The sequence below is a fragment of the Pseudomonas sp. zfem002 genome (assembly GCF_032621685.1).
GTDB lineage: Bacteria > Pseudomonadota > Gammaproteobacteria > Pseudomonadales > Pseudomonadaceae > Aquipseudomonas > Aquipseudomonas japonica.
In genome coordinates, this window is sequence record NZ_JAVYJH010000027.1 from 1 (window position 1) to 26,104 (window position 26,104).

Sequence of the window (26,104 nt, forward strand, 5' to 3'; positions counted from 1 at the left end):
GGGCTTCGGGTCAGAGTGAGAGGTGGATGGCGACTATGCTCCCACACGTGCTCTAGGGCACCGCCGGCATCCAGTCTGCCATCCACCGCTCTCACACCTTGATTTTAAGAGGTCCTGAAGACACAAGCGGGCATTGCCCGCGATGGCGTCCGCCCGGACAACACTTTCGCCAGTGCCGTCCTCATCGCTGGCAACGCCAGCTCCCACAGGTCTTTGGGGCTGCCCAGGCCGACGTTGAGCGGCGTACTCGGCGTTTATTTGCCGGCCGCTTAGATCGAATATGCATCCAGGTTATGAGCTTGGATTTTCCAGCGATATCCATCCTGTGGTTTTCACCGTCAAGCTGGCCTCGGCGTCTTCGATTGCTTCGCTATCGTCGTCATTGCATCCGTTAGTCCTGTCATCTGCCCCTGAAGACTGTCACGACAGCCCCGCCCGCTGCTGTTTCGCCATCTTGCCGCCATCCGGGCCGGCCCTAGAATCGCCCCCATCGAATCCACCCCCTCTCGTCAACTTGTAAAGGACTTCACCATGATGAACGCAATGCAGATGCCGATGAACACCACCATGCCGATGATGCCAATGACCGGCATGCCGATGATGATGGCCACCATGACCTGCGAAATGGTCGAGGACGGCATGCTCTGCACCATGAAGCCAGCCGCCGGCATGGACATGGCGATGTTCCGCAACAGCGCGGACATGATGGGCATGATGATGAACTGCGGCATGCCGATGATGATGCAGTGCGGCAACCTGATGCTGATGGGCATGAACCAGATGACCCAGCCGATGATGAGCATGCCCATGAACGGCATGATGATGCCGATGATGAAGTGCATGATGGAATGCAACGTCATGGCTGACCGCATGACCTGCAAGATGATGCCGATGGCCGGCATGAGCATGGAGATGATGAACAACTGCTGCATGCTGATGATGAAGATGATGAGCGACTGCAGCATGCCGATGATGATGAGCTGCAACGGCATGCCGGTAATGTGCTGCACCTGCTGATCCGTGTGCCGCGGGGACCGCTTTGCGGTCCTTGCGCTATTCCGGGTGGGTCACCACCAGGTAGGCCACCGCCTCGCTGTCCACCGGGTTCCGGTAGCGGTGGGGCTGGTCGGCATAGAAGACGATCGAATCACCGGTCGCCAGCAGAAAACGCTCGTCGTTGACGCTGATCTCCAGCGCCCCCTGGGCCACCACCAGATTCTCCCGCACCCCCGGCGCATGCCCGGCGGAGTGCTCCTCGGCCAGCGGGCTCAGCCGCAACTCGTAGAATTCCGCCTGATGCGCGGCATCCACCGGATACAGCGCGCGGCTGACGAAGGCGCCACTGGCGCTGACCAGGCGTTTGCTGTCGCGGGCCGGCAGCACCGTCACGCCGGCACATTCGTTGTGGTCGAGAAACGCCGCCACCGACACCTTCAGCCCGCTGGCGATCTTGCACAGCACGCGGATCGACGGCACGCTGCGGCCCGACTCGATCTGCGCCAGCATCGCCCGGCTCACTCCGCTGGCGCGGCCCAGGGCATCCAGGGACAGCTGGCGCTTGCCGCGCAGGCGTTGCAGATTGCGCGCGACCCGCTGGCCGATACCGTCATCATCGGCACCGGCGGCTTCCGGCAGGGTCAGGGGCGGCTCGTCGGAGGTCACGAGAAAGCTGGTCGGGGTATTCATCTTCGTCTCACGCCTGGCGCGGCGTTTTCGTCGCGGATGCCGCGACACTCCCGGGCTGCCCGGCGAAACCGGCCTGTTGCGCGTACATCGCCCACAGCAGACGACCCTGTTGCTGGGCTTGCTTGCGTTTGCGGTGGAGGGTGAAGTCGATGACGGTGGCGGCGTGGCTCATGGTGGATTCCTTGTCTAAGACCGGAGACATGGGCTGAGACTACGGACTTCCTTTTAGAACCAGAAATAATGATTTTTTATTTGGTAATTCTTTTCGGGAATTAGTGCTGTGCGGCGGCGAGCACGCTGGCTCGCTCCGTTGTTCGATCGCACCCGGCCTGCTTCTCCTGCTCAGGCCGTGTCTGCATCCGCAGTCGATGGCAGGTACCTGGCGTACTTCTTCAAGGTCTCCTCGTAGAGCGATTTCAGAGGCCCATCCAGGTCTGTCTCCCTCACCGGATAGGGGATGTAGCTCAGCGCGCAGAGGATCATCGGTGTGTCGATCACATGGTCGGAGGTATTGAATCGTTCGAGGCGATCGATGAGATAGTCCGTCACGGCATTGATTTCATCGCGCGTGGGGATATCCCCGGCCATGAAATGGGTGAGGATCGAGGCGGCGAGCAGCATCGGCCCGGAGCCGGAGTAGCCCCATTCGAAATAGCTCAGGGTGGGTACCACATCCTTTCTCGGCTCCAGGGGCCTGGCTTCTTCACCGACCTTGTAGATCACCGTCGGGCAGCCATGGGGGCGGGTCAGGATATAGCTTCCCGCCGTGTCGCCGAGCATCCGCGTATCCGAGCGGCTGGCGATGAATCCGCGCCAGATCAGGTTCTCGATGGAACCGCGCAGTTCCCTGATGCCCTCGACGATCTTCTCCTTGATGTGCTTTCGCCCCAGGTTGCGGAAATCCGCGTAGGACCGCTCCTCGGTCAGTGAAAAGCAGTAGTGGTCCTGCTGGCGGTCCTTGTACCAGTGCTTCTGGATCTCCTCGGCGCTGAAGAAATAGTGGACGTGCTCCTCCTGCTCATCGTTGCTGTGCAGAAAGGCGAAGTAACCCTTGCGGTAGGGGTGTTGCGGATCGTCCACATAGCTCCTGTGGATCCTGACCTGGTGCTTTCCCTCGAAGTACTTGGACTGTATGTAGCCCAGTTCGACGGTACGGTCCCTCCTGGCAATGGCCTCCGCGCTCGACGCCATGCGCTGCTGCACGATCAGATCGGCCGAGTCGGCATCCACCGAGCGGGTGAGAATCCAGAAGTGATCCGAGAGAAAAGCCCTGGTGCGTGCTTCTCCCTTGTAGCCATTTTCGTCTTGTTTGTAGGACATGCGCCTCCCGAACTCCCTATCGACGTGGGGGGCACAGGGTAAGGCGCAATGTCCGGGATGGAAACCGGGTCAGCGACTTTCCGGCTCGCGCACGGCCCGGGCCGGTGCCTGCTTCAGGTCGCCACCCGCGACGTCGAGCCGATCACCGCCTCCAGCACCCTGAAGTCGATCCACTCACGCACATCGAAATGCCGCGGAATGAACTGCCAGCGATAGAGAAAATCGGTGAAGTCCTGCAGTGCGCCGATCGAGCGGCTGTCCAGCGTCGTGCGCAGCCGTCGATGGGCATCCTCGCCATAGGCTGCCGCCACCCAGTATTCGCTGGTGTTCAGCTCCCGCGCCAGGTAGCGGCGGGTTTCGTCGGGGTTGGCCCAGGCCCATTGCTCGGTACGCAGGAGCACGTCGACGATGCGTTTGCAGGCACCGAAATGGTGGTTCAGCAGGTTGGTGTCCACCGTCAACGTGCGCGGCGTGCCGTTGTTGGCGCGCACCAGCGGGTCGGGGTGCGAGCCGGTGTCGATGACCACGTGCAGGCCCAGTTCGTAGGCCAGTTGCAGCGCCGTGGCGCCCTTGAGGAAGATCGCGTCGATATCGCCGCGCAGCAGGCCGATCAGCTCGTTGTTGCGTCGGCTGATGCGGGTGCCGCCGAGGTAGACCCCGGAACCATGCACCTGGGTGATCTGTTCGTCGCTGTGGGTGCCGCCGTAGGGGTAGTCCACCAGTTCGACGTCGGCGACGCTCAGGCCTTCCAGGCGCAGGGCGTTTTCCAGGCCGCGCAGGGCCTGGGCGCGGGTGAAGTCGATCTGCACGTTGGCCCACTTCGGCAGGCCGAAACGGCGGTTCTTCAGGTCGCGGACGTTCTTCACGCCGCTCTCGGCGGTGGTCAGGATCAACTGCACTTCATCCGCCCAGCTCAGGCCCAGCACGCGGGTCTGTACCCCGGCGGAGTAGGCCCAGATCGCCGGGATATTGCCGCCGTGACGCACTGAGTTGGGCAGGTGATGGTCGTAGTGGGCCTCGCGAACTTCCCGTTCGCTGGATTCGCGCAGCGACTGGATCGAAGTGCCCAGCGGCGCGAAGGCTTCGGCCAGGCGCCCGCTCTGCACGGCGATGCCGAGGCCGGTGGGCACCGGGCTGTGGGTGTACCAGAGGGTGTCGAGGGGATTGCTCATGGGGTGATCGTGTCCTTGAGAGATGGCCGTCTGTGCGGCCAGCTGGAATGGCGGCCCGTCCGTGCTGGGCCGAGGTCAGGCGCTGGCCTTGAGCGCCGGGGCAGGCCGTTCGCGCAGCAGCGGCAGCACTTCCTGGCCGATGCGCAGGGCCTCTTCCAGGTGCGGGTTGCCGGCGAGGATGAAGGTGGAGAAGCCGGCATCGCGGTACTCGGCCAGGCGTTCGGCGATGTTCTGGTGACTGCCCACCAGGCCGACGGTGGGCCCGGGCTTGGCCTTGGCGAAGCCGGCCCAGAGGTTGGGCCCGAGGATCAGTTCGTCGAAGCCCTGGATATTCTGGTGGTAGGCGCTCTGGCGTGCGGCGCCGACCGAATCGCTGGCCCGGGTGAAGGCGCTCGAGACTGCGCTGGGCTTGCCTTCCAGGCGCTCGAACTGGCGGCGCAGGTCGGCCCAGGCGGCTTCTTCGGTTTCGCGGGCGAACAGGTCGACGCGCAGCCCGAAGCGCACGCTGCGGCCTTGCTTGTCGGCCAGTTCGCGGACCCGCTCGATATGCGGCCTGAGCTTTTCCACCGGCTCGGCCCAGTTCAGGTAGACGTCGGCGTGGCGCGCGGCGACGTCCAGCGCGGGGTCGGAGAAGCCGGAGAAATACACCGCCGGCTTGCGCTCGTTGCCCAGGCCCGGCGGCAGGGCGCCGTTCTCCAGGCGGTAGATGTCGCCTTCGTAGCTGAAGCGCTCGTTGCGCCACAGGCCGTCGATGATGTCGAGGAATTCGCCGGTGCGTCGGTAGCGCTGGTCGTGTTCGAGGAAGTCGCCCTGGGCGCGCTGGCTGGTGGGGTTGCCGCCGGTGATGATGTTCCAGTCCAGGCGGCCATGGCTCAGGTGCTGGAGGATCGCGGCCTGCTGCGCGGCGTAGGCGGGCAGGGTCCAGGTCGCCTGGAACGCCACCAGGAAACGCAGGCGCCGGGTTTCCCGGGCCAGCGCCGCGGCGACGATCCACGGCTCGGGGCCGGTGGGCAGCAGCGCGCCTTCGAAACCGGCCAGTTCGGCGGCCTTGGCCACCTGGGCGATGTAGTCGATGTAGGTGAAACCGTCAGGTGTGCCGTCGGCCAGCAGGCCCGGGGCGATATGCCCGTGGCGGGCGGCGAAGCTGCCGCGGTTGTGCTTGTCGGTGGTGAGTTGCGGGCCGTCGGTGCCCAGGGGCAGACGCCAGAAGAATTCGGTGGTCATGGCGGGTCCTCGGTGAAAGTGAAAAGGGGGTTTGCAACCGGCATGCCACGCTGCTTTCGCCGGCCTCATCGCTGGCAAGCCAGCTCCCACAAGGTCCGTTGCAGGCCCGAAATACGGGCACGACGCGGTCCCTGTAGGAGCTGGCTTGCCAGCGATGAGCCCCTCAGGATCGACACATCGTTCAGCCAGGTGCTGCCACAGCAGCAACTGATACGCAGCTAAATGTCCCCAGTGCAACACTGGCACACGGATATATCTTGGATATATGTAGGAAATTACTTATTTACCCAAGGGCGTTTCTGAAAGTTGGTTTTCAGCTCTGCAGCTACTTGAATTTTATTGTTTGGATAGTTCAAGTTTCGCCGCTGTTCATGGGTAAAGACTTCCTTCGCAGGCTGAGAAGCCGGGGCGGAGCGTTCGCTCTTTCGCCTGCCGGTGGTTCCGAAGAAGGAGGGTTGCTTACATGCTGGATCGCTTGTCTGATTTTTTCTTTGGTAAAACAAGAAAGGAAACTTGTATCGAAGAAGTTTCCTCATTCCCGCAGCAAGGCCCTTTCCTGACCGACTTCCCCAGTCCGCTCAAGCCCGAACCACAAGCCGAACCCGAACTGCTGACCCGCAACTGGAGCCATCCGTTCGGCGATCGTTCCAACCCGTTGCAGCAACTGACGCACCTGGCCAAGGCCGCCGATGGTTATTACCCGATCGGTGTCCATGGCAGTTGGCACGGCGGCGTGCATTTTCGATGGTGGTACGGCCGGGGCGCTGGACCAATCGCGGGTGCTGTGCCTGGCGGACGGCGAAGTCGTTGCCTATCGCATCCCCACGCAGACACCGACCACCCGCTATTTCCCCATCCCCAATACCCCGCTCGACGCACCGTCCGCCTCCGGTTTCGTCCTGGTGCGCCACCGCATCCAGGCCCCCGCCATCGAGGGCTGCGACGAGACCCCGCCGGCGCTGACGTTCTACAGCCTGTACATGCACCTGCAGGACTGGGCGGCGTATGAGGACCGCGCGCTGGAGCGACCGGCGTTCTGGGTGGAGAGCGAGGCCAAGTGGGTCAAGGAGGGGAAGGACGCACCCGATATCAATCGTAAAAACCAGCGTGGTGTCTGGGTAGCGCATCGCATGACGGAATGGCGGATCCTCGATTTCCTGCCAGCGGGCACTCAGGTCGAAATTTCCGGCAACGGCCACTACCGAGAGTTGAAGGGGACCCTGGGGCCGAGCTCCCTGCTAGACGAAAACGGTGCGTTGCAGGGGTATGTGGCTGCTGCCTATCTCGGGCAGCGTGCCGGCGACATGCTGGAAATCACCAGAACACTCAATGTCCGCGCCGAGCCCCACGCGGGAGGAGCGGTACTGGGCCAGTTACCGGCGAGGACGCTGGTGGAGATCAGTGGTTCGGGCGATTTCGTCAAGCTGGAGCGCATCGAGCAATATGTTCCGATCACGGCACTGCGCAGCGAATACATCCCGGCCCTGCGCGACCAGGTCTTCGTCCCGGAGAAGCCGATACCGATCAAGGCGGGCGAGCTGATCGGCCATATCGGCCCTTACCAGCACGCCAAGGACAGCCAGCCGCGGCACAAGCTGCACCTGGAGGTGTTCTGCACCGACTACTTGCCCAAGTTCCTCTACGCCAGCCGCGCGTGGGCCGAGCGTCTGCCGGCCAAGGAACGTACCTGGCTGAAGATCGCCAAGGGCTCCCTCGCGATCATTCGCAAGCCCGAGCACGGCAGGCGTTTTCCCGCCTTCGTCGAACCGCACCACGTCGTCGATGCCGATCTGCTGGTACCGAAAAGCCTGATCGACAACCTGCCTGCGGCCAACAAGATCCATCAGCCTGAACCCGGTGGTGGCAAGAAGCGCAACTGGTACTACCTCGAAGGCCTGCTCAACGATGAGCAAGGCAATATCGTCGATGGCTGGGTCGCGGAAATCATCGGCGAAACCCCGTGGGTCAGCCCATGGCACTGGGATGGCTACGAGGTCATCCACAACAGTCCTTCGCAGACCCTGGGTATGGCCTATCGCCTGTCGCTGGACAAGAAAACCAGCGAGGAAGACCTCGCCCGGCTGAAACCGAGTGCGGACCAGTGGGAGCAGGGCGAACTGCAAAGCCGCCTCTACGCCATCATCGACCGCAATCGTGATCGCAAGCTATCCACCGAGGAAATCCGCACTGCCCTGAGCATTCCCGCCCATGCCCAGGCGCTGTCGAGAATCGTGCTGGAGTGTGAAAGCGAGTGGTATTACCGCCAGGAGAAGTGGGATGCCCTGGATCAGATCTTCGGGCATACCACGTCGGCGCCGATCTTGAACTGGATGGCGGAGAAGGAGCGGATCAAGGCGTTGAGTTGGTGGGGGGATGTGGCGCAGGTGCTGAAGTTTCCGATGGACGCGGTGCACTTTCTGCATCCGATTGGTTTGTTTGGGCATCTTTCATCAATAGGTCCCAGTACCGCCGTTTACTATATTTATCATGACGGACTTATCGAGCGAACACCTCCCGCCGACTTTGAAACGGATAAGGCGGGTGCGCATTATATTTATATTGATAGTGCAGGGCAAAAACATGATTTCGGCAGGTTCTCGGGAGTGAAAGCTACCCGCTGGATCAGGAGCGGTCTGAAGGGCAGTGAAGAAGTTTACTTGGTCGATGCATCGAGCCTGGGTGACAATCCGGCGAGGAAATTTGGCTTTCGTTTTGTGGATACTCAGCGCCGTTATCTCAGTCAGTCAGCTTTGGCAAGCTTGATTGGAGCTTTGATGGATGTTGGATATCAAGATGTAGCGTCGACCGGATTCAGTATGTCTGATGGTTCGTCTGGGGTTAGTAAGTCTCACATTAACGGTGAAAATGGAGATTTCAGATTTTTGCGAACGGACGGAGATTGGCGCGTGCCGACTCACCTTAATAGAATCGCTGGTGTCAATGCTTTGGATGAAACCAGGCAGGCAGCTTTCAATAATGCGCTGTACAAATTTGGATGGCATACACAACTGGCCTGGAAGTACTTGAAGAACGGTGAGTACAGGCTGCTCTCAAGGACTCAGCACTTTCCCAATCATCAGCATCATTTGCACGTGGGTAAGTACAGTCCTAACATTAGGGAGCGATGAGTCGTGCGGTCTTGTGTCGTGGTTTTAATTTTTGCTCTTTTTTCTGGTCTGGCGGATGCTCAATCGCAGAGAGAGTACGGCAAAAATTACAAAAATGAAGGCTCGTCGCATATTGAAGATAAAACGGATTGCGTAAGAAATATAGAGTCTAGGTTCAGCCCCAGAGCGCCTGCTCGGCTCAGTGCATTTAGGGTTTTCAACCGATATCCCCCAGTGGCTTCCATATTGCGACCGGATACAGTGAGCTTCTTGGGGAAAAGGATTGTTGGTCTGGACGGTGCTTGCCTTGAAAGACCCTCCATAAAATTTAATGTCCTAGAGCAGGATGGAAATCTTCGAGAGGGTACACCTGATGATTTAAGTGTTTATAAGTTGTGGCGGGTCGAGAAAGGCTTCTTTGCAGCTTATATGTACAAAAAATACGAGGTCGGTGATGGTGAGGGCGAGTCAATCGTGCTCGCTCTTGTTCGTTATGATTCGTTTGGCATGATCGTCAATTTAATTGAAGAAGTTTCGTCGTGGTACGAGTACGAGGGTGCGATACGCTTGCGTGACGCGCTCCTTGGCGATGATTCGTTGCGCCTTTTTGAGACTGTCTATGATGTTGAAGAAGTGGATGAGCAAGGAAATGTGGTTAAGTACTCGAACAATCGCCCCTCGATCTCGCTGGAGATCACTTTGGTCGAACCTGATCGTTGAGTTCGACTTTATCTAGATAACCTGGCTAAGTGTGTATAGCTATTCGGGGCGCCGATCTGCACCGTATACCGTGGTGTGCATGATTTGAGCGGAATATCGGAGGGAACCATGAAGGCAGTAGCTTTTCTTTTGGCACTTCTAACCTTGCTATTTGCAGGGTTAATACACTCAGATCCCGTAACGCAATATGAATAGAATGAGGGGCACCGCTACGCCGTTTTGAAAATACTGGACTCTGGTAGACTGGTCAGATTGTTTCGAGGGAGAGACGATGATGGCGGAACGTTCGAAAAAATAGAACCTCCCCATTTCTCAGAGGACCACAAGTACCTTCTCTTTAGCCAGGTTGACTCAGGCGAAGTCATCGGACCGGATGACCTGCCGCTGTACACGAGGTTGCCTACTGCGGAATCGTCAACATGCGTACAGGATGCTTGATAGCAAGAGAAACGGGTGAGTTTTGCGGTGGGTCATTTACGAAAGAAGGCGGGTGGGATAACCCAACTTACCCTGACTTTGATCTGGAGGCGCAATCGCCACGAGCGTGGGACTACGCAAAGGGAAGGTCGGTACCCCATGGAGGAACACTCGCATCGCTGGAAAATCTTTTGCTGTGTGATCCGCCTGATCGAGAGAATCTCGACGCTTATAAAGCCATTTCAGAAAAAAACATTTTCGGTGCGGACGCCGAAACCCTTGATAGTTTAAGAACCATTTTGGAGAAGCTCGGAGGTTCGTGAAAACGATGGTCATACTGTGCAACTGCAGTGAATACACGTCAGTTGCACAGTTGGCATGGCCGCTCTCCCTCAGGTCACCATCAACTCCCCCCGCTGCTCATAACTCCGATACAACCCCGCATAAGCGCCATCCGCCGCCAGCAACTGCGCATGCGCCCCTTGCTCCTGCACCTGCCCCTGGCGAATCACCACGATGCGGTCGGCATCGCGGATGGTCGCCAGCCGATGGGCGATGATGATCGCCGTGCGCCCCTCGCACAGCCGCCGCAGCGCCTGCTGGATGCGCCGCTCGGTATGCACGTCGACCGCCGAGGTGGCTTCGTCCAGCACCAGCACGGCGGGGTTGGCGAGGTAGGCGCGGACCAGGCAGACCAGCTGGCGCTGCCCATGACTGAGATGACTGCCCAGGGTGCCCACCTGCGTCGCGTACTGATGCGGCAGGCGCTCCAGCACTTCGTCCGCGCCCAGTTCCCGCGCCGCGGCGATCAGGCTGGCATCGTCCGCCCCCGGCGCGGCCAGGCGCAGGTTGTCGAGGATGCTGCCGGCGAACAGCACGTTGTCCTGCAGCACTACGCCGACATGCCGGCGCAGTTGCTGCTGGCTGAGGTGGCGGATATCGACGCCGTCCAGCTTCACCGCGCCTTCGTCGACTTCGTAGAAGCGCGTCAGCAACTGCACCAGGGTGCTCTTGCCGTGCCCGGACGCGCCGACGATGGCCAGCACCTCGCCGGCGCGAATGCGCAGGTCCAGGCCGTCGATCACCGGCCGCGCGGCATCGCGCTGGTAGGCAAAGCGCACCCGCTCGAAATGCACCTCGCCCTGCACCCGTGGCAGCGGTAGCGGGCGCGGTGGGTCGAGGATCTCCGGCGCGGTGTCGAGCAGCAGGAAGATCCGCTGCGCCGAGGCCGAGCCGGTGGCATAGCGTTCGAACAGGTCGGTCAGCTCCTGCAACGGCCCGAGGAACAGCATCACGTAGAACAGGCTCTCGCCGATCTGCCCCACGCTCACCTTGCCCTCGGCCAGCGAGTAGCCACCCACCAGCACCAGCACGGCCATGCCGGCGGCGGCGAGCAGCGCGGTGAACGGGGCGAACCAGCCGGAGCGCAGGCTGCCGGTGATCAGGGCGCTGTTGAAGTCGTCGAGCAATTGCCGGTAACGCCGCTGGTTGTCGCCTTCGCGCCCGCTCTGCTGCAACAGGCGCACGCCGCTGACGCTTTCCACCAGGTGCGCGGTGAAGCGGCTGCGCTGTTCGGCGACTTTCGCCCAGTTGCGCTGGGCCACGCGCTTGAACGCCCAGGTGGCGAGAAACAGCAGCGGCACGCTGCCGATCAGGGCGAAGAAGAACAGCGGCTCGATCAGCCACAGCATCAGCGCCGCCAGGCTGCAGCGCAGCAAGGCCCCGAGCAGTTCCGGCGGGCCCTGGATCAGCAGCGGTTCGAGGGCGTCGACGTCGCGATCGGCACGGGACAGGATGCGCCCGGCGCGGGTGCGGTCGAAGTAGCCGATGCTCAGCGCCTGGACATGGGCGAACACACGCACGCGCAACTGGTTCAGCACCTCGATGGCGGCGCTGCCGGCGAGGTACTGCGATACGCCGGCGAGGAGGAAGCGCCCGAGCCAGCTGGCGGCCAGCCCGGCGCCGAGCCAGAGCACCAGCGGCAGGTCGAGCAGCCAGGCATTGCCGTCGTGGATCAGGCCGCGGTCGAGCAGTTCGCGGACGAACCACGGGCGCAGGAACACGGTGAATACCAGCAGCAGTTCCAGGCCGATGACCCAGGCCACCTGGCGGCGCACCGGCCTCAGCAGCGGCAGCAGGCGTTGCAGCATGCCGCGGTCGAGGGCCTTTTTCGCCAGGCGCTCTTCGATCTCGATATCGCTCATGGCGGTGTTGCCGGCGTTTTTAGTCATGCTCGATCCCCAGCAGGTCACGGTAGGCCGGGTTGCGTCGCAGCAGTTCGCGGTGCGGGCCGCTGTCGACGATGCGACCCTGGTCGAGCAGCAGCACGCGGTCGGCGCGCTGCACGGTGGAGGCCTTGCTGGCGATCAGCAGCAGGGTCGGCCCGCCGGGGCGGCGCAGGTTGTCCAGGACATGCCGCTCGCTGATGGCGTCGAGGGCGCTGGTGGCGTCGTCCAGGCACAGCAGGTCCGGCGCGGCGAGCAGCGCGCGGGCCAGGCACAGGCGCTGGCGCTGGCCGCCGGAGAGGGTCACGCCGCGGTCGCCCAGCGGGCTGTCCAGGCCTTGCGGCAGGCGTTCGAGGATGTCGTCGGCGCTGGCCCGGTGCAGGGCGTCGAGCAGTTCGGCATCGCTGGCCTGCGGCGCGCCGAGGCGCAGGTTGGCGGCCAGGCTGTCGGCGAACAGGAAGCTCTCCTGGGGCAGCACGTGCACGCGCCGGCGCAGGTCGGCGAGGTCGACACCGCGCACATCCTGCCAGCCACCGCGGCCATTGCCGATCAGCACCTGCCCGCTGTCGGCGTCGCTCAGGCGCGGCAGCAGGCTGGCCAGCAGGCTCTTGCCGGTGCCGGTGGCGCCGACCAGGGCGACCACTTCACCCGGTGCCAGGCTGAGCGAGCACTGGCGCAGGATGTCGCGCTGGCTGCCGGGGGCGGCGACGCTGACGTTGTCCAGCTTCAGCCCCAGCGGCCCTGGCGGCAGGCGCCGCGGGCCGCTCTCGATCAGCGCCGGGGCGTCCAGCAACTGCCAGATGCGCCCGGCCGAGGCGCGGGCGTCGGCGAAGGTCTGCATGACCCGGCCGATGCCCTCGATGCGAAACACCAGGGTGGTGGCGATCAGCAGCGAGGTGACCAGTTCGCCGATGCCGATGTGCCCGGCGGCCACCAGTTGCGCGCCGATCACCAGGATCCACACGTGCCCCAGGGCCACCACCGCCTGTGGCAGCGGAATCCGCGAGCTGGACCATCTCAGGGCCTGGCGGGCGAGGCCGGTGAATTCGCCGACCTGGGCGGCGAAGCCGTCGATGCGCTGCTGTTGCAGGCCGAACGACTTGATCACCCGCACCGCGCCGATGCCTTCGGCCAGGTCCTGGTTGACCCGGTCGTAGGCGCCACCGACGGCGCGGTCCAGTTCCACCAGGCGTTCGGTCTGCAGGACGAAGATGTACAGGCCGAGCAGAGTCAGCAGCAGCGGACCGAGGGCCAGCAGCGGGTGATACCAGCCGAGCAGGCCGACCGTGGCCAGCACCACCAGCGGGGTTTCCACCAGCTGGCGCCAGAAACTGACCAGGGCATCGCGGACCTTGTCGGCGTCGCGGGTGGTGCGGGTGACGATCTCGCCCATGCCGTGCTGCCAGTGGTAGCCCAGGTGCAGGCGCAGGACCTGTTCGAGGATGCGCGCGCGCAGGCGGGTCAGCAGTTCCTGACCGAGGATCAGCGAACCCAGGGCCGCCGCGTACTGCAGCACGGCGCGGGCGAAGGCGACGGCGAGAATGGCCCAGAACCACTGCCAGGCCACCCGGGCGTCGAGGCCGCCGTCGTCGAGACGGCGTACCGCGACCCCGGCGGTGACGTCGTTGAGGGCGTGGCCGATCAGCCATTGCTGCCAGACCAGGCCCAGGTTGATAAGCACGAAAAGCCCGGCGACCAGGGCGAAACGCCAGGGCATTTCGCGGTAGATCGCCAGGCTGCGCAGCAGCGGATATCGATGGCTCATGAAGGACTCGAAACGGGACGAAGAAGCGCGGGCAGCCCCGCGCGATGGAGTCAGCGGCTGGCACCGGCCTTCTGCTTGGCGGTGAGGATGGCGGTGTATTCGCCCGGATCGACGCCGTTGAGGTAGTAGTTGCCGACATGGTGCAGGCGCCAGCGGATCGGGTCGTGGGTGGTGTGCACCCGGGCGTTGCGCCAGAAGCGGTCGAGGTTCCACTTGCTCAGCGAGGCACTGGCGCCGAGCAGGGAGAAGATGTCGCTGGAGATCTTCAGCGAGGCGCCGTCGGAGTGGGCGCGGGCGGTGGCCACGGCGAGGATCAGTTCGTCCTGCAGGGCCTTGTTGTCCGGGTCGCGCTCGTGGGCGTCGAAGGTCCGCGCGGCATCGCGCAGCAGCGATTCGGCGGCGCGCAGGGCCACCGCGTACTCGCCGATCTGGCGGATGATGTGCGGTTCGTCGCTGGCCCGTTCCACCTCGCTCTCGACCCATGGCCGCGCGTGCTGGTTGAGGTAGTCGATGCCGGCCTGCAGGGCGCCGGCGGCGATGCCGGTGTCGATTGCGGCGTGGAGGATCTGCGGGAAGGTCAGCCCGGTGCGCTTCATCGGCCCCTGGCGGCGCAGGACGTAGCGTTCGTCCAGCTCGATATTGTCGAAACGCACGGTGCCGCTCACCGAGTTGTGCTGGCCGAAGGCGTCCCAGTCGTCGACCAGGGTCAGGCCCGGGGTGTCGCGGTGCAGCAGCACGCCGGCGCCGCCGTCGTCGCTGGCGGCGGTGAGGGAAATCCATTCGGCCAGGTACGAGCCGGTGGAGTAGAACTTGCTGCCGTTGAGCACCAGCACGCCGTCCTCGCGGCGCTCGACCCGGGTCTTGAGGGCGAACTTGTTCTTCCCGCCGACTTCGGCCAGGGCGTTGCCCAGGCGCTTGCCGGCCAGCACGTCGGCGAGCAGGCGCTGGCGCACCTCGTCGGGGTAGCCGCTGAGCACGCCGCGCAGCATTACGTTGTGGATCTGCAGCAACTGGCCGACGCCGCCATCGGCGCGGGAAATGATGCGCACCGTCTCGACGATGGTTTCCACCGAGGCGCCAAGACCACCATCGGCCTCGGGTACGCCGATGGCGGTCAGGCCGCTGCTGGACAGCAGTTCGGCCTGGCGGCGCGGCAGGCTGCGGTTGTTCCGCGGATCGGCGGCGATGGCGGCGATCTCGCCGGCCACTTCATGAGCGACGGTAATGGCCTGGGCTTGGCTTTCCAGGCGGCGGGGCAGGGTAGTCACGATCAACGCTTCCTTGAATGAACAGGTGCGCGGACTTGAGCAGGTTCTGTGCCAGTGCCCTGCAAGCCTTGCCGGCCGTGGCCTGCAGCGATTTTGCGAAATGCCGTTGCTGCTCCAGCAGCAGTTCACGGGTGGTTGTTGCTCAGGCAGCAGCAGTGACGCTGCGCGGGTGTTGGCAGATCAGCAATCGGCTTCCGACGAGAATGTAAAACCCAATGAAATCAATGGTTTGACGAGTTGGCACGGGCGCTGCAATAGCCCAGGCAAAGGCCACCCGGCCCGTTCGATCCCCTGATGGAGCCTGTTCATGTCACTTGCCGCTACCTTGCCGTCGCTCACCCCGGCGCCCCTGGAGCAACTCTGGTTCACCCGCTGCCCGGTGCCTACCGCATCCGGCATCGCCTACACCCTCGGCTGGCTCGGCGAGGAGTTCGCCGCCGACGGCCTGCCGCTGCTGACCCTGCAGGAAGCCCGCCAGCTCGGGCATCACCACTACGATCACCAGTTGCCCGGGCTGTTTCGCGAGGGCGGCAACGTCCCGGCCCTGGCCGCCCGCGCTGCCGGTTCGCCGAGCCGGCTGATCGGCCTGACCTGGATCGAGGAATGGCAGACCATCCTGGTCCGTCCCGGCTCCGGCATCCGCAGCGCCGCCGACCTCAAGGGCAAGCGCCTGGCCCTGCCGGCCTGGGGCGCCAATCGCCCCGGCAGCATCGCCCGGGCCATGAGCCTGCATGGCTACAAGGGCGCGTTGAGCCTGGCCGGCCTCGGCTTCGACGACGTGACCCTGGTGGAAGTGCCGCTGCACGACCAGGAGCAGGCGCCGAATCCGAACGAAGGCCTGCAGCGCCTGTGGTCGGGCCTGGATTATCTGGTGCGCGGCGAGGTCGACGCGGTCTACGTCAAGGGCGCCTCGGCCGCCGACGCGGCGCGCCGCCTGGGCCTGGAAGTGGGCATCGACCTCGACCAGATCGAAGACCCGCGCTACCGCATCAACAACGGCACGCCGCGGCCGATCACCGTGCACCAGAACCTGCTCGACGAGCACTTCGACCTGGTGGTGCGCTTCCTCGCCCAGACCCTGCGCGCCGCCGACTGGGCGCGGGACAACCGTGACGGCGTGCTGCGCATCCTGCAGGACGAGACCCGCGCCGGCGCCGCCGGGGTCGACCAGGCCTACCGCGGCGACTTCCACACCACCCTGGCCCCGGACCTGTCCGAACAGCGCCTGGCCTTCCTCGACCTGCAGAAGACCTTCCTCAACCTGCATGGCTTCCTCGAAGCCGACTTCGACCTGGCCGACTGGGTCGACCACCGCCCGCTGCAGGCCGCCCGTGAACTGCTCGCGCAACGCAACCAAGACAAGGACCGCTGAGATGACCGTACTGACCACCGAATCGCTGATCGATGCCGAGCTCAAGGACTTCGTCGAGGAAGTCACCCGTGAGGCCGGCGAGGCCTTCCGCGTCTACCGCGAGACCAACACCATCACCGCCAACGGCACCGTCGGCTTCATCGAGCGCGTGCCGGGCCGCGAGCTGCTGGTCTCGGTCAACTACCCGGGCCCGTGGAACTACCACAAGCCACTGAAGGCCAGCGTCACCGACTTCGCCGGCAACCTGCTGCTGGGCCAGGGCAAGGGCGGCCTCAATCGCTATACCCGACTGTTCCAGCAGCAGCCGCAGATCACCACCGTGTCCCATGTGCACAGCCCCTACCTCGGCGCCTGGGCCCAGACCCAGCGCACCCTGCCGTTCCACTACGTGCCGGTGCAGCGCTTCCAGCTGGCCCGCGAACTGCCGGTGTACATCGACCGGCGCCAGGACGAAGTGGACTTCATCCTCGACAGCCTGGCCGAAAACCCCTTCACCCCGGCCATTCTCGAAGCCAACGGCGGCGCCACCGTGTGGGGCAACCAGGGCCTGCGCCAGACCGCCGAGTTCATCCTGCTGCTGGAGGAGGGCGCGCAACTGCAACTGCTCGCCGAATCCCTCGGCGGCTCGCGCCCCTACGGGCCGGGGGTGCTGACCCAGCAATGGACCATGAGCAAGCTGCTCGACCAGGCCCGTGAACTGGGCCTGGTGCCCGCCAACGACAGCCCCCGCGGATAAGGACATTCGATCATGGCAGTGAAGATTCTCTGGTACCTCACCAGCCCCGACGGCCCCTATCCGTGGGAAGAGAAAGGCCGCTGGAGCACCGATTTCAACCACCTCAAGCACCTCGCGACCAGCGCCGATCGCCTGGGTTACTACGGCTCGCTGCTGGGCACCAGCCCCAACGAGAGCCTGGCCGTGGCCGCGGCGCTGATCGACGCCACCGAGCGCCTGCGCTTCCTGGTGGCGCAGCACCCCGGCGAGGTGTCGCCGGCGGTGCTGGCCAAGTGGGCGCTGACCTTCGACGAGTTCTCTGGCGGGCGCCTGCTGTTCAACGTGGTCAACGGCAGCGATGCCGGGCTGGCGACCCTCGGCGTGCATTACCCGCATGACGAGCGCTATCAGTTCAGTCTCGAATACTGGCGCGCGTTCCAGGCCATCTACGCCGGCAGCACCGAGGGTTACGACGGCCAGTTCGTCAAGCTGGCGCCGCGTCCGGCCGCTGCCGCGCGCCATCCGCTGGGGGGCTGGCATCCGCCGAAGCGTCTTTCCGTACCGTTGTGGGGTGCCGGCACCTCCGACCCGGGCGTGGCCCATTCGGTGCAGTTGCTCGACGTCTACCTGAGCTTCGCCGACACCCCGCCCAGGCTCGGCGCCAAGTTCCGCAAGGTTGCCGCCGAGGCGGCGAAGATCGGTCGCGAGCTGACCTATGGCACGCGCCTGCAGATCATCGTCCGGGAAACCGAGGAAGAAGCCTGGGCCCACGCGCAGAAGCTGCTGGACAACACCTCGCTGGCCACCGCCCGCGCTGCCATCGAGCGCCAGTTGCCGCCGGGGCAGACCCTGGACAGCTTCCACAGCGACGACCCGCGCATCCAGGCCAACGTCGAGGCGATTCGCCAGGGCCGCCTGCCGAGCGCCCGCGACCTGGAGATCTACCCCAACGTCTGGACCGGTCCGAGCCTGTTCGGCTTCAACCTGCTGGGCCCGGCTGCCGGTACCTACCTGGTGGGCAGCGCCGAGCAGGTCGCCGAGCGCATTCGCGAGTACGAGGCCCAGGGCACCAGCGCTTTCATTCTTTCCGGCTTCCCGCTGATCGATGAAGCGCACCGGGTCGCCGACCTGCTGTTCCCCCTGCTCGATCTGGACCACGGCTTCGAGGTTCCGCGCCTCAACGCCCGCACGGCCGCCGAACCGGCCTGAGGAAGTACCCCATGCGCAACGAATTTTCCCGCCGGGTGTTCCTCGGCAACAGCCTTGCCGTCGGCGGCGGCCTGCTCCTCGGTTCCAGCCTGCTCAGCGGCTGCGGTGGCGGTGATCCGGCCGCCGTGGTGTCCACCGCCGTACCCGGTACCCCGGTGCGCGGCGGGCGCCTGCGGGTCGGCATCATCGACGGCGACCAGGCCGGCAACCTCGACGCGCACAAGCCGTCCGGCGGCGGGATCATTCGCGGCTGGGCGCTGTACAGCAAGTTCTGGGAATGGAACGACGACGTCAGCACGCGCCTGGGCCTGGCCGAGTTCGCCGAGCCGAATGCCGATGCCAGCGCCTGGACCATCCGTATCCGTCCGGGCCTGGAGTTCCACAACGGCAAGACCATCAGCTCCGACGACATGCTGTTCTCGATCCTGCGCCTGACCGACCCGAAACTGGCCTCGCCCTTTGCCGGGCTGGTCGGCGCCATCGACCGCCAGGCCCTGCGCAAGCTGGACGAGCGGACCATCGAGATCCGCTTCAAGGAAGGCCGCAGCTTCTTCCCCCTGGACGAAACCCTGATCGCCTTCGGCGGCATCGTGCCCACCGATTACGACCCGAACAACCCGGTGGGGGCGGGGCCGTACCGGCTCAAGCGCTTCGTGCCGGGCCAGCGGGCGCTGTTCACCCGCTTCGAAAACTACTTCAAGCCCAACCAGCCCTATGCCGACGAGCTGGAAATCATCGAATTCAAGGACCAGGTGTCGCGGGTCGCGGCCCTGCGCGCCGGGCAGATCGACATTGCCAGCGGCATCCAGGCCGAGCACAGCGCGCTGATCAAGGCCGATCCGCGCCTGCAACTGGTAGCGTCGCCGACCACCTCGTTCAGCGGCTTCAACCTCAACACCGCCAAGGCGCCGTTCCAGGACGAACGGGTGCGCCAGGCCTTCCGCCTGCTGGCCGACCGCCAGGAACTGGTGGGCCGTGGCCTCAACGGCTTCGGCCGGGTCGCCAACGACCTGTATTCGCCCCAGGACCCGACCTACAACCACGCCATCGCCCAGCGTCCCTACGACCTCGACCAGGCCCGTTCGCTGCTGCGCCAGGCCGGCGCCAGCGACCTGCGCCTGGAGCTGACCACCACCGCCAATGAAGTCAACGCCGCCCTGGTCTTCGCCCAGCAGGCGAAGAAGGCCGGCATCGAGATCAAGGTCACCCCGGTGGACAATTCGGTGTTCAACGGCCCGCAGAAGGAGCAGTGGCTGGTGTCGCCGTGCTCGACCCCGGCCCGCGGCTTCCTCGCCACTGGCCTGCACAACGACGCGCCGCTGGCGATCTACAACCGCAGCAATTTCCGCGACGAGCGTTTCTCCCAGCTGTTCACCCAGGCCCTCGGCCAGCCCGACCTGGCCCTGCGCCGCGAGCTGGTGCACGAAGCGCAGACCATCCAGCACCAGCGCGGCGGCCTGCTGATCTGGGGCTTCACCGACGTGCTCGACGCCGCCTCGAACAAGGTCGGCGGCCTGCACGGCGAACAGACCACCTTCGCCTCCTGGCGCTTCGACAGCCTGTGGTTGAACCATGCCTGAACCTATCCGCACCTCCCGTCTGCCCGCCTGGCTGCCGTGGTTCCTCGGGCGCCTGGGCTATGGCCTGCTCACCGCCTGGGTCATCAGCCTGGTGGTGTTCGTCGCCACCCAGGCGCTGCCGTCGGATCCTGCGCGGGTGATCCTCGGTCCCGAGGCGCCGCTGGAGAGCATCCTCACCCTGCGCCAGCAACTGGGCCTGGACCGGCCGATCCTGGTGCAGTACCTGAGCTGGCTGGCCCAGGTGCTGCGTGGCGATCTCGGTGTCTCGCTGGACTCCGCGCAGCCGGTGGCCGACCTGCTGTTGATCCGCTTCGGCAATACCCTGGCGCTGCTGCTCGGGGTGTTGCTGCTGGTGGTGCCGCTGGCCCTGGTGATCGGCGTCGGCCTGGCCCTGCGCCGCGACTCGCGCCTGGACCGCTGGGGCCTGGCGAGCCTGATCGTGCTCAAGGCCACCCCGGGCTACCTGATCGCCATCGGCCTGGTGCTGCTGTTCTCCATGCCGCATTTCGACCTGCTGCCGGCGGTGTCGCTGATCGACCCGGACCGCCCGCTGTGGCGGCAACTGGATTACCTGGCCCTGCCGACCCTGGCCCTGAGCCTGTCGGCGCTGCCGTACCTGGCGCGGCTGGTGCGCGCGTCGATGATCGAGACCCTGGATTCCGACTACGTCGGCGCCGCACGCCTGCGCGGCATCCCGGAACGGCGCCTGGTCTGGTGCCACACCTTGCCCAACGCCCTGGTACCGGCGATCCAGGGCGTGGCCCTGACCCTGCGGGTCTTGATCGGCGGCGCGCTGCTGGCGGAAGTGGTGTTCAGCTACCCCGGTGTCGGCACCTTGCTCAACAGCGCGATCCAGATGCGCGACCTGCCGCTGATCCAGGGCGCGGTGCTGGTCATCACCCTCGGGGTGGTGGCGATCAACCTGCTGGCCGACCTGCTCACCGTGCTGCTCACCCCGAAACTGCGCACGGCGCGCCGCGCCGGGCTGATCCAGCGCAATCGCCGTGGCATCCAGAGCTGGTGGCGGCGTCCCGCGGCCAAGGCCCCTTGATAAGGAATGTTCTATGTTCAGCGCACGATTCTGGCGTGAACCCTCGATTCGCCGTGGCGCCCTGGTGACCCTGGCGGTGGTCTTGCTGGCCCTGTTCGGGCCCTGGCTGGCGCCCCATGCGCCGACCGACATGTTCGGCGGCGTGTATGGCGCGCCGGCGGCCGGGGCGCCGCTGGGGCATGATTTCCTCGGTCATGATGTCTGGTCGCGGCTGCTGGCCGGTGGCCTGTCGATCCTCTGGATGTCGGTGGCCGCCGCCGCCCTGGCCCTGCTGGTGGGCAGCGCCCTGGGCATGCTCGCCGGGCTGTCGCGCCAGCGCCTGGACCAGGCGATCACCTGGCTGGCGGATATCTGGCTGGCCTTTCCCGACCTGATCCTGGTGCTGCTGATCGTCTCCATGCTCGGCCGCGAACCGTGGCTGATCGTGCTCACCGTAGCCATCGCCTTCACCCCCGGGGTGATCCGCCTGGCCCGTGGCAGCGCGGTGGCGGTGGCCAGCCAGGAGTTCGTCGAGGCGGCGCAGATGATGGGCTTTTCGCGCACGCGCATCCTCCTGCGCGAGATCCTGCCCAACGTGCTGACCCCGCTGCTGGTGCACTTCGGCAACATGCTCACCTGGGGCATCGGCATGCTCTCGGGTCTGAGCTTCCTCGGCTACGGCGTCGCGCCACCGGCGGCGGACTGGGGCCTGATGATCAATGAAAACCAGGCCGGCCTGCTGATCCAGCCCTGGGCCGTGCTGGCCCCGGCGCTGCTGATCGCGGTGTTCGCCTATGGCACCAACCTGCTGGCCGAAGGCATCGCCCGGTACAGCGCGGGAGCGCGCACATGAATGCATTCGTTCTTTCCACGCCGGCGCAGGCGGGCATCGCGGCCTTGCAGGTCGAACGGCTGCGGGTCGAGCTGGACAGCGGCGCCGATGTCATCGAGCACATCGACTTCAGCCTGGCGCCGGGGGAGATCCTCGGCCTGGTGGGCGAGTCGGGTTCCGGCAAGACCACCCTGGCCACGGCCTTGCTCGCCCATGCGCGCCGCGGCGCACGGATCAGCGGCGGGCAGGTACGGGTGGCGGGGACCGACCTGCTGGCCCTCGGCGGCGAAGCCTTGCGGCGTGCCCGCGGTGGGTTGATCGGCTATGTCGCGCAGGACCCGGCGCTGGCCCTGAACCCGGCGATCCGCATCGGCAAGCTGCTGCTGGAAACCCTGCAGGCCCATGAGCCGGGGCTGGACCGCCAGGCACGGGAGCTGCGCCTGCAGCAGACCCTGGTGGATGTCGGCCTGCCGGGGGAGCGCGAGTTCCTCCGGCGCTTCGCCCATCAACTGTCCGGTGGTCAGCAGCAGCGGGTGATGCTGGCCCTGGCCTTCGTCCTGCGGCCGAAACTGATCGTCCTCGACGAGCCGACCACCGCGCTGGACGTCGGCACCCGCGCGCACATCCTGCAAACCGTGCGCAGGCTGTGCAAGGAGCAGGGCGTGGCGGCGGTGTACGTGTCCCATGACCTGGGCGTGATCAAGGACCTGGTGGACCGGGTGATGGTCATGTACGCCGGGCGCATCGTCGAAGTCGCCAGTCGCGAGCGGCTGTTCGAGCGCCCGGCGCATCCGTACACCCTCGGCCTGCTCGCGGCGATTCCGGAAGTGGGGCGCCAGCGGGTGCTGCGGGCGATCGCCGGGCATGCACCGGCGCCTGGCCAGCGGCCGTCCGGCTGCAGCTTCGCGCCACGTTGCTCGCGGCGCACGGCGGCGTGCGCGACGGCCGAGCCGGCATTGCAGGTGCTGGAAGGCACGCAGCAGGTGGCGTGCGTGCATCCGCAACTGACCGCCTTGCCGGCGCCGGAGGCGGTGCCGCTGCGCGTGCTGGCGCCGGCGCGCGAGCCCTTGCTGGAACTGCGCGAGCTGAACCTGAGCTATGACCGCCAGGTGCTGTTCGACCTGTCGCTGCAGGTGCATCGCGGCGAGTGCCTGGCGGTGGTCGGCGAGTCCGGGTCGGGCAAGACCAGCCTGGCGCGGACCCTGGCCGGGCTGGGCGATGGCGGCATCGGCCAGCTGCGTTTCGCCGGTCAGCCGCTGAGCCTGCTGGCGCGCAAGCGCGCAGCGGCGACCCGGCACCGCATCCAGTACATCTTCCAGAATCCCTACCGTGCCTTGAACCCGCGGCAGTCGGTGTTCCAGTGCCTGCAGGCACCGCTGGAGCATTTCTTCGGGCTCAAGGGTGCGGCCTGCCGCGAGCGGATCGAGGCCGCGTTGACGCGGGTGGCGTTGCCGGTGGAAACGGCGGGCAAGTATCCCCATCAGTTGTCCGGCGGCGAGCGTCAGCGCGTGGCGATCGCCCGGGCGCTGGTGTGCGAGCCGGAGGTGCTGATCTGCGACGAAGTGACCTCGGCGCTGGACGTGTCGGTGCAGGCGGCGATCCTGGCGTTGCTGCGTGAGCTGCAGGAGGAGGGCATGACCCTGGTGTTCGTCACCCATGATCTTGGCGTGGTGCGGGCGATTGCCGACCGGATTGTGGTGGTCAAGGACGGGCGGATCATCGAGGAGGGCGGCAGTGCCGAGGTGCTGGATCGGCCTGGTAGCGACTATGTGAAAGGGCTGGTGGCGCAGGCGAAGTTCCAGCGGTGATTCCTTGTGAATCGCGTCAGGGCTGCCAGGTGCCTGTCGTGAGGTTTGCAGCGCTCTTGAGATCGAGCGCCGCCCGCGCGGCGCATCGCGGATGAATCCGCTCCCACATTTGTTGCAACGTGCCATGGCCTGTGGGATTTGGGTTGTCAGCCTTTGTTTTTTCGGCGATGTATCGCGGGGAGGCTGTTGGGCACGACTCGGTATCGAGACGAACCAACAAGGCGGTCAACCATGGCCTGACAGACATAGGTACGTTGCAACAAATGTGGGAGCGGATTCATCCGCGATGCGCCGCGCGGGCGGCGCTCGATCTTGAGGGCGCTGCAAGACTCAAGGCCGGCACCTGGTGGCCTTGATGCGGTTCCCCGACAAGCCTTCGAAGATGTGTAGATACCCATGCAGCGATAGGGCCGGTACCGGCTACATCTACCTGGAAACATGCCCCCATGACCCGCTTCACCCCCGAACTGCAAACCGCCACCCCCCTGCACCTGCGCGGCATCGGCAAACGCTACGGCGATCTGGTCGCCCTCGAGGACATCGACCTGCAGGTCCAGCGCGGCGAGATCTTCGGCATCATCGGCCGCAGCGGTGCCGGCAAGTCCTCGCTGCTGCGCCTGATCAACCGCCTGGAAAGCCCCAGCGCCGGCCAGGTGCTGATCAACGGCGAGGACATCGCCCGTCTGGATGCCGGGCAACTGCGCCCCCTGCGGCGCCAGGTGGCGATGATCTTCCAGCACTTCAACCTGATGGCTACCCGCAGCGTCGCCGAAAACATCGAACTGCCCCTGCGCATGGCCGGCGTGCCGGCGGCCGAACGGGCGCGGCGGGTGGAGGAGCTGCTGCAACTGGTGGGCCTGAGCGAGCGCCGCGCGGCGTACCCCGCGCAACTCTCCGGCGGGCAGAAACAGCGGGTCGGCATCGCCCGGGCGCTGGTCCTCGAACCGCAGATCCTGTTGTGCGACGAAGCCACCTCGGCGCTGGACCCGGAAAGCACCCAGGCCATCCTGCAACTGCTGCGCGATATCAACCGCCGCCTGGGCCTGACCATCGTGCTGATCACCCACGAGATGGAAGTCATCCGCGACCTCTGCCACCGCGTCGCGGTGCTGGAGCGCGGGCGGGTGGTGGAGCAGGGCGAGGTGTGGCGGGTTTTCGGCGATCCGCAACATGCCGTCAGCCGCATCCTGCTGGCGCCCTCGCAGCACGAGGAAGCGATCGACGTGGCCGGCGAGCAGGTGCTGGACCTGCACTACACCGGCGCGCGCGGGCTGGAACCGGACCTGGCGGCACTCACTGCGGCGCTACCCGGCGTGCGCTTGTTGCAGGGCGGGGTGGAACGGATTCAGGGCCGCGCGCTGGGACGCCTGCGGGTGGCGGTGCCGGGGGACGGGCTGGCGCGGGCCCAGGGCCTGGCGGATCGGGTCGAAGCGGTCAGCTGATCGCAGTGCCCGGCGGCGGTCCGATCTGTCGCAACTGGCCCAGGCGACTGCGCGTTCGCGCCAGGTCCGCGACGCTGCCCCCCAGGCTCTCGGCCAGGGGCCGCGCGCCGATCAGCAGCAATGGCCGGTCGCGGTCATACAGCACGTCCACCAGGTTGATGAAGCGCTGCTGCGCCGCGATGCTGCAATCCTCCAGGTTCGGCAGGCCCTCGATGGTCCAGTGCTCGAAGCGCGGGATCAGTTCCAGGTAGTCGATCACCGCCGTGGCCTGCTCGCAGAGGCCGGCGAAATCGAAGACCACGCTGCGTTCATCGCGCACCCGCGCGGGCAGCCGGCGTTTGTTCACCTCCAGCACCAGCGCCTGCGCAGGTTCGGCGAAACCGAGCGCGTCCAACTGCTGCACAGTGCCGGGCCAGACGTAATGCCCCTGGCTGAAGCGCTGCTGCCGGCCCGCGTCGGGGAGGGCGCGATAGTCCTGCTCGCCGCCCACTTCGAGGACCTGCATGCGCGCCTCGATCAAGCGGATCACCGGCTCGAAACGCTGGTGATACAGCGGGTTGGGCAGCAGCCCCGCAGGCGGGTAGTTGGAGGTCACCAGGACCAGGATGCCGCGGGCGAACAGCGCCTGGTACAGGCGCGTGAGAAGCATGGCGTCGCCGATATCGTGGACATGGAATTCGTCGAAGCACAGCACCCGGCAATCGCCGAGCAGGTGGTCGAGGCTCAGCGCCAGGGCATCGTCCTGGTGACGGTGGTCGAACATGCCCTGGTGCAGGCGGGCGAAGAAATCATGGAAATGCAGGCGGCGCCTGGGCACCTCGCCGAGGGCGCTGTAGAAGCCGTCGAGCAGCCAGCTCTTGCCGCGCCCGACCTGGCCATACAGGTACAGGCTGCGCGCCTGGCCGCTGGCAAGCCGGGTGGCCTGTTCCGCCATCGCCGCGATCACGCCTTGCTGACCCGGGCTCAGGGTATAGCCCTGCTCGCGCGCCTTCTCGGCGAAGAAGCGCCGGACTGCGCTGCCCGCGGCCTGTTCGGGCGCGGCGCGGGAGGTCAGGCGCTTGTGCAGGGCGCGCAGGGACGAGCGGATCCAGGCAGGCAAAACGGGGCTCCTCGACGAGGGTGGGATGATGGGGGCGGCAATATTAACCAGATAGTGAAAAAGGTCGCCAGCCGGACTGACGTGGCTCGCGGATAATTCCTATACAAAGTCTG

The 26,104-nt window shown here is 65.4% G+C and carries 22 protein-coding genes; 12 read left to right on the forward strand and 10 right to left on the reverse strand.

All coding sequences use genetic code 11. From position 1 onward, the window contains the following. Window positions 1-531: 531 nt before the first annotated feature. Window positions 532-1,017: a hypothetical protein gene (locus RTI28_RS25480; RefSeq protein ID WP_316923051.1), complete on the forward strand. Its 486-nt coding sequence runs from the start codon at window positions 532-534 to the stop codon at window positions 1,015-1,017. 36 nt (window positions 1,018-1,053) lie between these two features. Here the strand turns inward: RTI28_RS25480 and RTI28_RS25485 are convergent, their stop codons facing one another. From RTI28_RS25485 to RTI28_RS25510, 6 genes are all read right to left on the reverse strand, one after another. Next, on the reverse strand, window positions 1,054-1,686 hold the full coding sequence (locus RTI28_RS25485) for an XRE family transcriptional regulator (RefSeq protein WP_316923052.1): 633 nt from the start codon (window positions 1,684-1,686) through the stop codon (window positions 1,054-1,056). 7 nt (window positions 1,687-1,693) lie between these two features. Then, window positions 1,694-1,858 (reverse strand): hypothetical protein, encoded by a 165-nt coding sequence (locus RTI28_RS25490; RefSeq protein WP_316923053.1) that lies wholly within the window; start codon window positions 1,856-1,858, stop codon window positions 1,694-1,696. A gap of 170 nt (window positions 1,859-2,028) precedes the next feature. Further along, window positions 2,029-3,006 carry a DUF6166 domain-containing protein gene (locus tag RTI28_RS25495; RefSeq protein WP_316923054.1) on the reverse strand — a complete coding sequence of 326 codons (978 nt, stop codon included), beginning with the start codon at window positions 3,004-3,006 and terminating at the stop codon, window positions 2,029-2,031. A 113-nt stretch (window positions 3,007-3,119) separates the two neighbouring features. Next, window positions 3,120-4,178 (reverse strand): ABC transporter substrate-binding protein, encoded by a 1,059-nt coding sequence (locus RTI28_RS25500; protein ID WP_316923055.1) that lies wholly within the window; start codon window positions 4,176-4,178, stop codon window positions 3,120-3,122. A gap of 75 nt (window positions 4,179-4,253) precedes the next feature. After that, on the reverse strand, window positions 4,254-5,402 hold the full coding sequence (locus tag RTI28_RS25505; RefSeq protein ID WP_316923056.1) for an LLM class flavin-dependent oxidoreductase: 1,149 nt from the start codon (window positions 5,400-5,402) through the stop codon (window positions 4,254-4,256). A 532-nt stretch (window positions 5,403-5,934) separates the two neighbouring features. Then, entirely contained in the window at window positions 5,935-6,117 is a 183-nt protein-coding gene (locus tag RTI28_RS25510; protein WP_316923057.1) for a hypothetical protein, read from the reverse strand. Between RTI28_RS25510 and RTI28_RS25515 the strand changes: the two genes are divergently transcribed. The 3 genes from RTI28_RS25515 to RTI28_RS25525 all read left to right on the forward strand — a co-directional run bounded on the left by RTI28_RS25515 (window position 6,116) and on the right by RTI28_RS25525 (window position 9,969). Continuing rightward, window positions 6,116-8,530 carry a hypothetical protein gene (locus tag RTI28_RS25515; RefSeq protein ID WP_316923058.1) on the forward strand — a complete coding sequence of 805 codons (2,415 nt, stop codon included), beginning with the start codon at window positions 6,116-6,118 and terminating at the stop codon, window positions 8,528-8,530. The genes RTI28_RS25510 and RTI28_RS25515 overlap by 2 nt on opposite strands. Window positions 8,531-8,533: 3 nt before the next feature. Further along, window positions 8,534-9,229, forward strand: coding sequence for a hypothetical protein (locus tag RTI28_RS25520; RefSeq protein WP_316923059.1), 696 nt, complete (start codon window positions 8,534-8,536; stop codon window positions 9,227-9,229). 419 nt (window positions 9,230-9,648) lie between these two features. Continuing rightward, entirely contained in the window at window positions 9,649-9,969 is a 321-nt protein-coding gene (locus RTI28_RS25525; RefSeq protein WP_316923060.1) for a hypothetical protein, read from the forward strand. 69 nt (window positions 9,970-10,038) lie between these two features. Here RTI28_RS25525 and RTI28_RS25530 read toward each other — a convergent pair whose 3' ends face one another. The 3 genes from RTI28_RS25530 to RTI28_RS25540 are packed head-to-tail and all read right to left on the reverse strand — an operon-like array spanning window position 10,039 to window position 14,904. After that, window positions 10,039-11,877, reverse strand: a complete 1,839-nt coding sequence (locus tag RTI28_RS25530) for an ABC transporter ATP-binding protein (RefSeq protein WP_316923061.1) — start codon at window positions 11,875-11,877, stop codon at window positions 10,039-10,041. Continuing rightward, entirely contained in the window at window positions 11,870-13,636 is a 1,767-nt protein-coding gene (locus RTI28_RS25535) for an ABC transporter ATP-binding protein (protein ID WP_316923062.1), read from the reverse strand. The genes RTI28_RS25530 and RTI28_RS25535 overlap by 8 nt, the downstream gene beginning before the upstream one ends. 50 nt (window positions 13,637-13,686) lie before the next feature. Then, the gene (locus tag RTI28_RS25540) at window positions 13,687-14,904 is read right to left on the reverse strand and encodes an acyl-CoA dehydrogenase family protein (protein WP_316923063.1); all 1,218 of its coding nucleotides are present in this window, start codon (window positions 14,902-14,904) and stop codon (window positions 13,687-13,689) included. Between the two features lie 307 nt (window positions 14,905-15,211). On the opposite strand from RTI28_RS25540, the gene RTI28_RS25545 reads away from it, so the two are divergent. The 8 genes from RTI28_RS25545 (at window position 15,212) to RTI28_RS25580 (ending at window position 24,892) form a co-directional block, all read left to right on the forward strand. Continuing rightward, window positions 15,212-16,276: an ABC transporter substrate-binding protein gene (locus RTI28_RS25545; RefSeq protein ID WP_316923064.1), complete on the forward strand. Its 1,065-nt coding sequence runs from the start codon at window positions 15,212-15,214 to the stop codon at window positions 16,274-16,276. A gap of 1 nt (window position 16,277) precedes the next feature. Continuing rightward, window positions 16,278-17,012, forward strand: a complete 735-nt coding sequence (locus RTI28_RS25550) for a class II aldolase/adducin family protein (RefSeq protein WP_316923065.1) — start codon at window positions 16,278-16,280, stop codon at window positions 17,010-17,012. Between the two features lie 12 nt (window positions 17,013-17,024). After that, window positions 17,025-18,200: an LLM class flavin-dependent oxidoreductase gene (locus tag RTI28_RS25555; protein WP_316923066.1), complete on the forward strand. Its 1,176-nt coding sequence runs from the start codon at window positions 17,025-17,027 to the stop codon at window positions 18,198-18,200. A gap of 11 nt (window positions 18,201-18,211) precedes the next feature. Then, a complete protein-coding gene (locus RTI28_RS25560) occupies window positions 18,212-19,780 on the forward strand; it encodes an ABC transporter substrate-binding protein (RefSeq protein WP_316923067.1) in 1,569 nt (522 codons plus the stop codon). Beyond that, window positions 19,773-20,831, forward strand: a complete 1,059-nt coding sequence (locus RTI28_RS25565; RefSeq protein ID WP_316923068.1) for an ABC transporter permease — start codon at window positions 19,773-19,775, stop codon at window positions 20,829-20,831. Before RTI28_RS25560 ends, RTI28_RS25565 begins: the two co-directional genes overlap by 8 nt. Window positions 20,832-20,844: 13 nt before the next feature. Beyond that, window positions 20,845-21,663, forward strand: a complete 819-nt coding sequence (locus tag RTI28_RS25570; RefSeq protein WP_316923069.1) for an ABC transporter permease — start codon at window positions 20,845-20,847, stop codon at window positions 21,661-21,663. Then, window positions 21,660-23,450 carry an ABC transporter ATP-binding protein gene (locus RTI28_RS25575; protein ID WP_316923070.1) on the forward strand — a complete coding sequence of 597 codons (1,791 nt, stop codon included), beginning with the start codon at window positions 21,660-21,662 and terminating at the stop codon, window positions 23,448-23,450. Before RTI28_RS25570 ends, RTI28_RS25575 begins: the two co-directional genes overlap by 4 nt. A 446-nt stretch (window positions 23,451-23,896) precedes the next feature. Beyond that, window positions 23,897-24,892, forward strand: a complete 996-nt coding sequence (locus RTI28_RS25580) for a methionine ABC transporter ATP-binding protein (protein ID WP_316923071.1) — start codon at window positions 23,897-23,899, stop codon at window positions 24,890-24,892. On the opposite strand, the gene zapE is transcribed toward RTI28_RS25580, so the two are convergent. Beyond that, a complete protein-coding gene (gene zapE, locus RTI28_RS25585) occupies window positions 24,885-25,991 on the reverse strand; it encodes a cell division protein ZapE (protein WP_316923072.1) in 1,107 nt (368 codons plus the stop codon). The two genes, RTI28_RS25580 and zapE, sit on opposite strands and share 8 nt — an antisense overlap. Window positions 25,992-26,104 lie beyond the last annotated feature (113 nt).

Coding starts and splice junctions, on each gene's coding strand:
- RTI28_RS25480 (WP_316923051.1), top strand. CDS start 532: ATGATGAACGCAATGCAGATGCCGATGAACACCACCATGCCGATGATG.
- RTI28_RS25485 (WP_316923052.1), bottom strand. CDS start 1,686: ATGAATACCCCGACCAGCTTTCTCGTGACCTCCGACGAGCCGCCCCTG.
- RTI28_RS25490 (WP_316923053.1), bottom strand. CDS start 1,858: ATGAGCCACGCCGCCACCGTCATCGACTTCACCCTCCACCGCAAACGC.
- RTI28_RS25495 (WP_316923054.1), bottom strand. CDS start 3,006: ATGTCCTACAAACAAGACGAAAATGGCTACAAGGGAGAAGCACGCACC.
- RTI28_RS25500 (WP_316923055.1), bottom strand. CDS start 4,178: ATGAGCAATCCCCTCGACACCCTCTGGTACACCCACAGCCCGGTGCCC.
- RTI28_RS25505 (WP_316923056.1), bottom strand. CDS start 5,402: ATGACCACCGAATTCTTCTGGCGTCTGCCCCTGGGCACCGACGGCCCG.
- RTI28_RS25515 (WP_316923058.1), top strand. CDS start 6,116: ATGGCAGTTGGCACGGCGGCGTGCATTTTCGATGGTGGTACGGCCGGG.
- RTI28_RS25510 (WP_316923057.1), bottom strand. CDS start 6,117: ATGGACACCGATCGGGTAATAACCATCGGCGGCCTTGGCCAGGTGCGT.
- RTI28_RS25525 (WP_316923060.1), top strand. CDS start 9,649: ATGCGTACAGGATGCTTGATAGCAAGAGAAACGGGTGAGTTTTGCGGT.
- RTI28_RS25530 (WP_316923061.1), bottom strand. CDS start 11,877: ATGACTAAAAACGCCGGCAACACCGCCATGAGCGATATCGAGATCGAA.
- RTI28_RS25535 (WP_316923062.1), bottom strand. CDS start 13,636: ATGAGCCATCGATATCCGCTGCTGCGCAGCCTGGCGATCTACCGCGAA.
- RTI28_RS25545 (WP_316923064.1), top strand. CDS start 15,212: ATGTCACTTGCCGCTACCTTGCCGTCGCTCACCCCGGCGCCCCTGGAG.
- RTI28_RS25550 (WP_316923065.1), top strand. CDS start 16,278: ATGACCGTACTGACCACCGAATCGCTGATCGATGCCGAGCTCAAGGAC.
- RTI28_RS25555 (WP_316923066.1), top strand. CDS start 17,025: ATGGCAGTGAAGATTCTCTGGTACCTCACCAGCCCCGACGGCCCCTAT.
- RTI28_RS25560 (WP_316923067.1), top strand. CDS start 18,212: ATGCGCAACGAATTTTCCCGCCGGGTGTTCCTCGGCAACAGCCTTGCC.
- RTI28_RS25565 (WP_316923068.1), top strand. CDS start 19,773: ATGCCTGAACCTATCCGCACCTCCCGTCTGCCCGCCTGGCTGCCGTGG.
- RTI28_RS25570 (WP_316923069.1), top strand. CDS start 20,845: ATGTTCAGCGCACGATTCTGGCGTGAACCCTCGATTCGCCGTGGCGCC.
- RTI28_RS25575 (WP_316923070.1), top strand. CDS start 21,660: ATGAATGCATTCGTTCTTTCCACGCCGGCGCAGGCGGGCATCGCGGCC.
- RTI28_RS25580 (WP_316923071.1), top strand. CDS start 23,897: ATGACCCGCTTCACCCCCGAACTGCAAACCGCCACCCCCCTGCACCTG.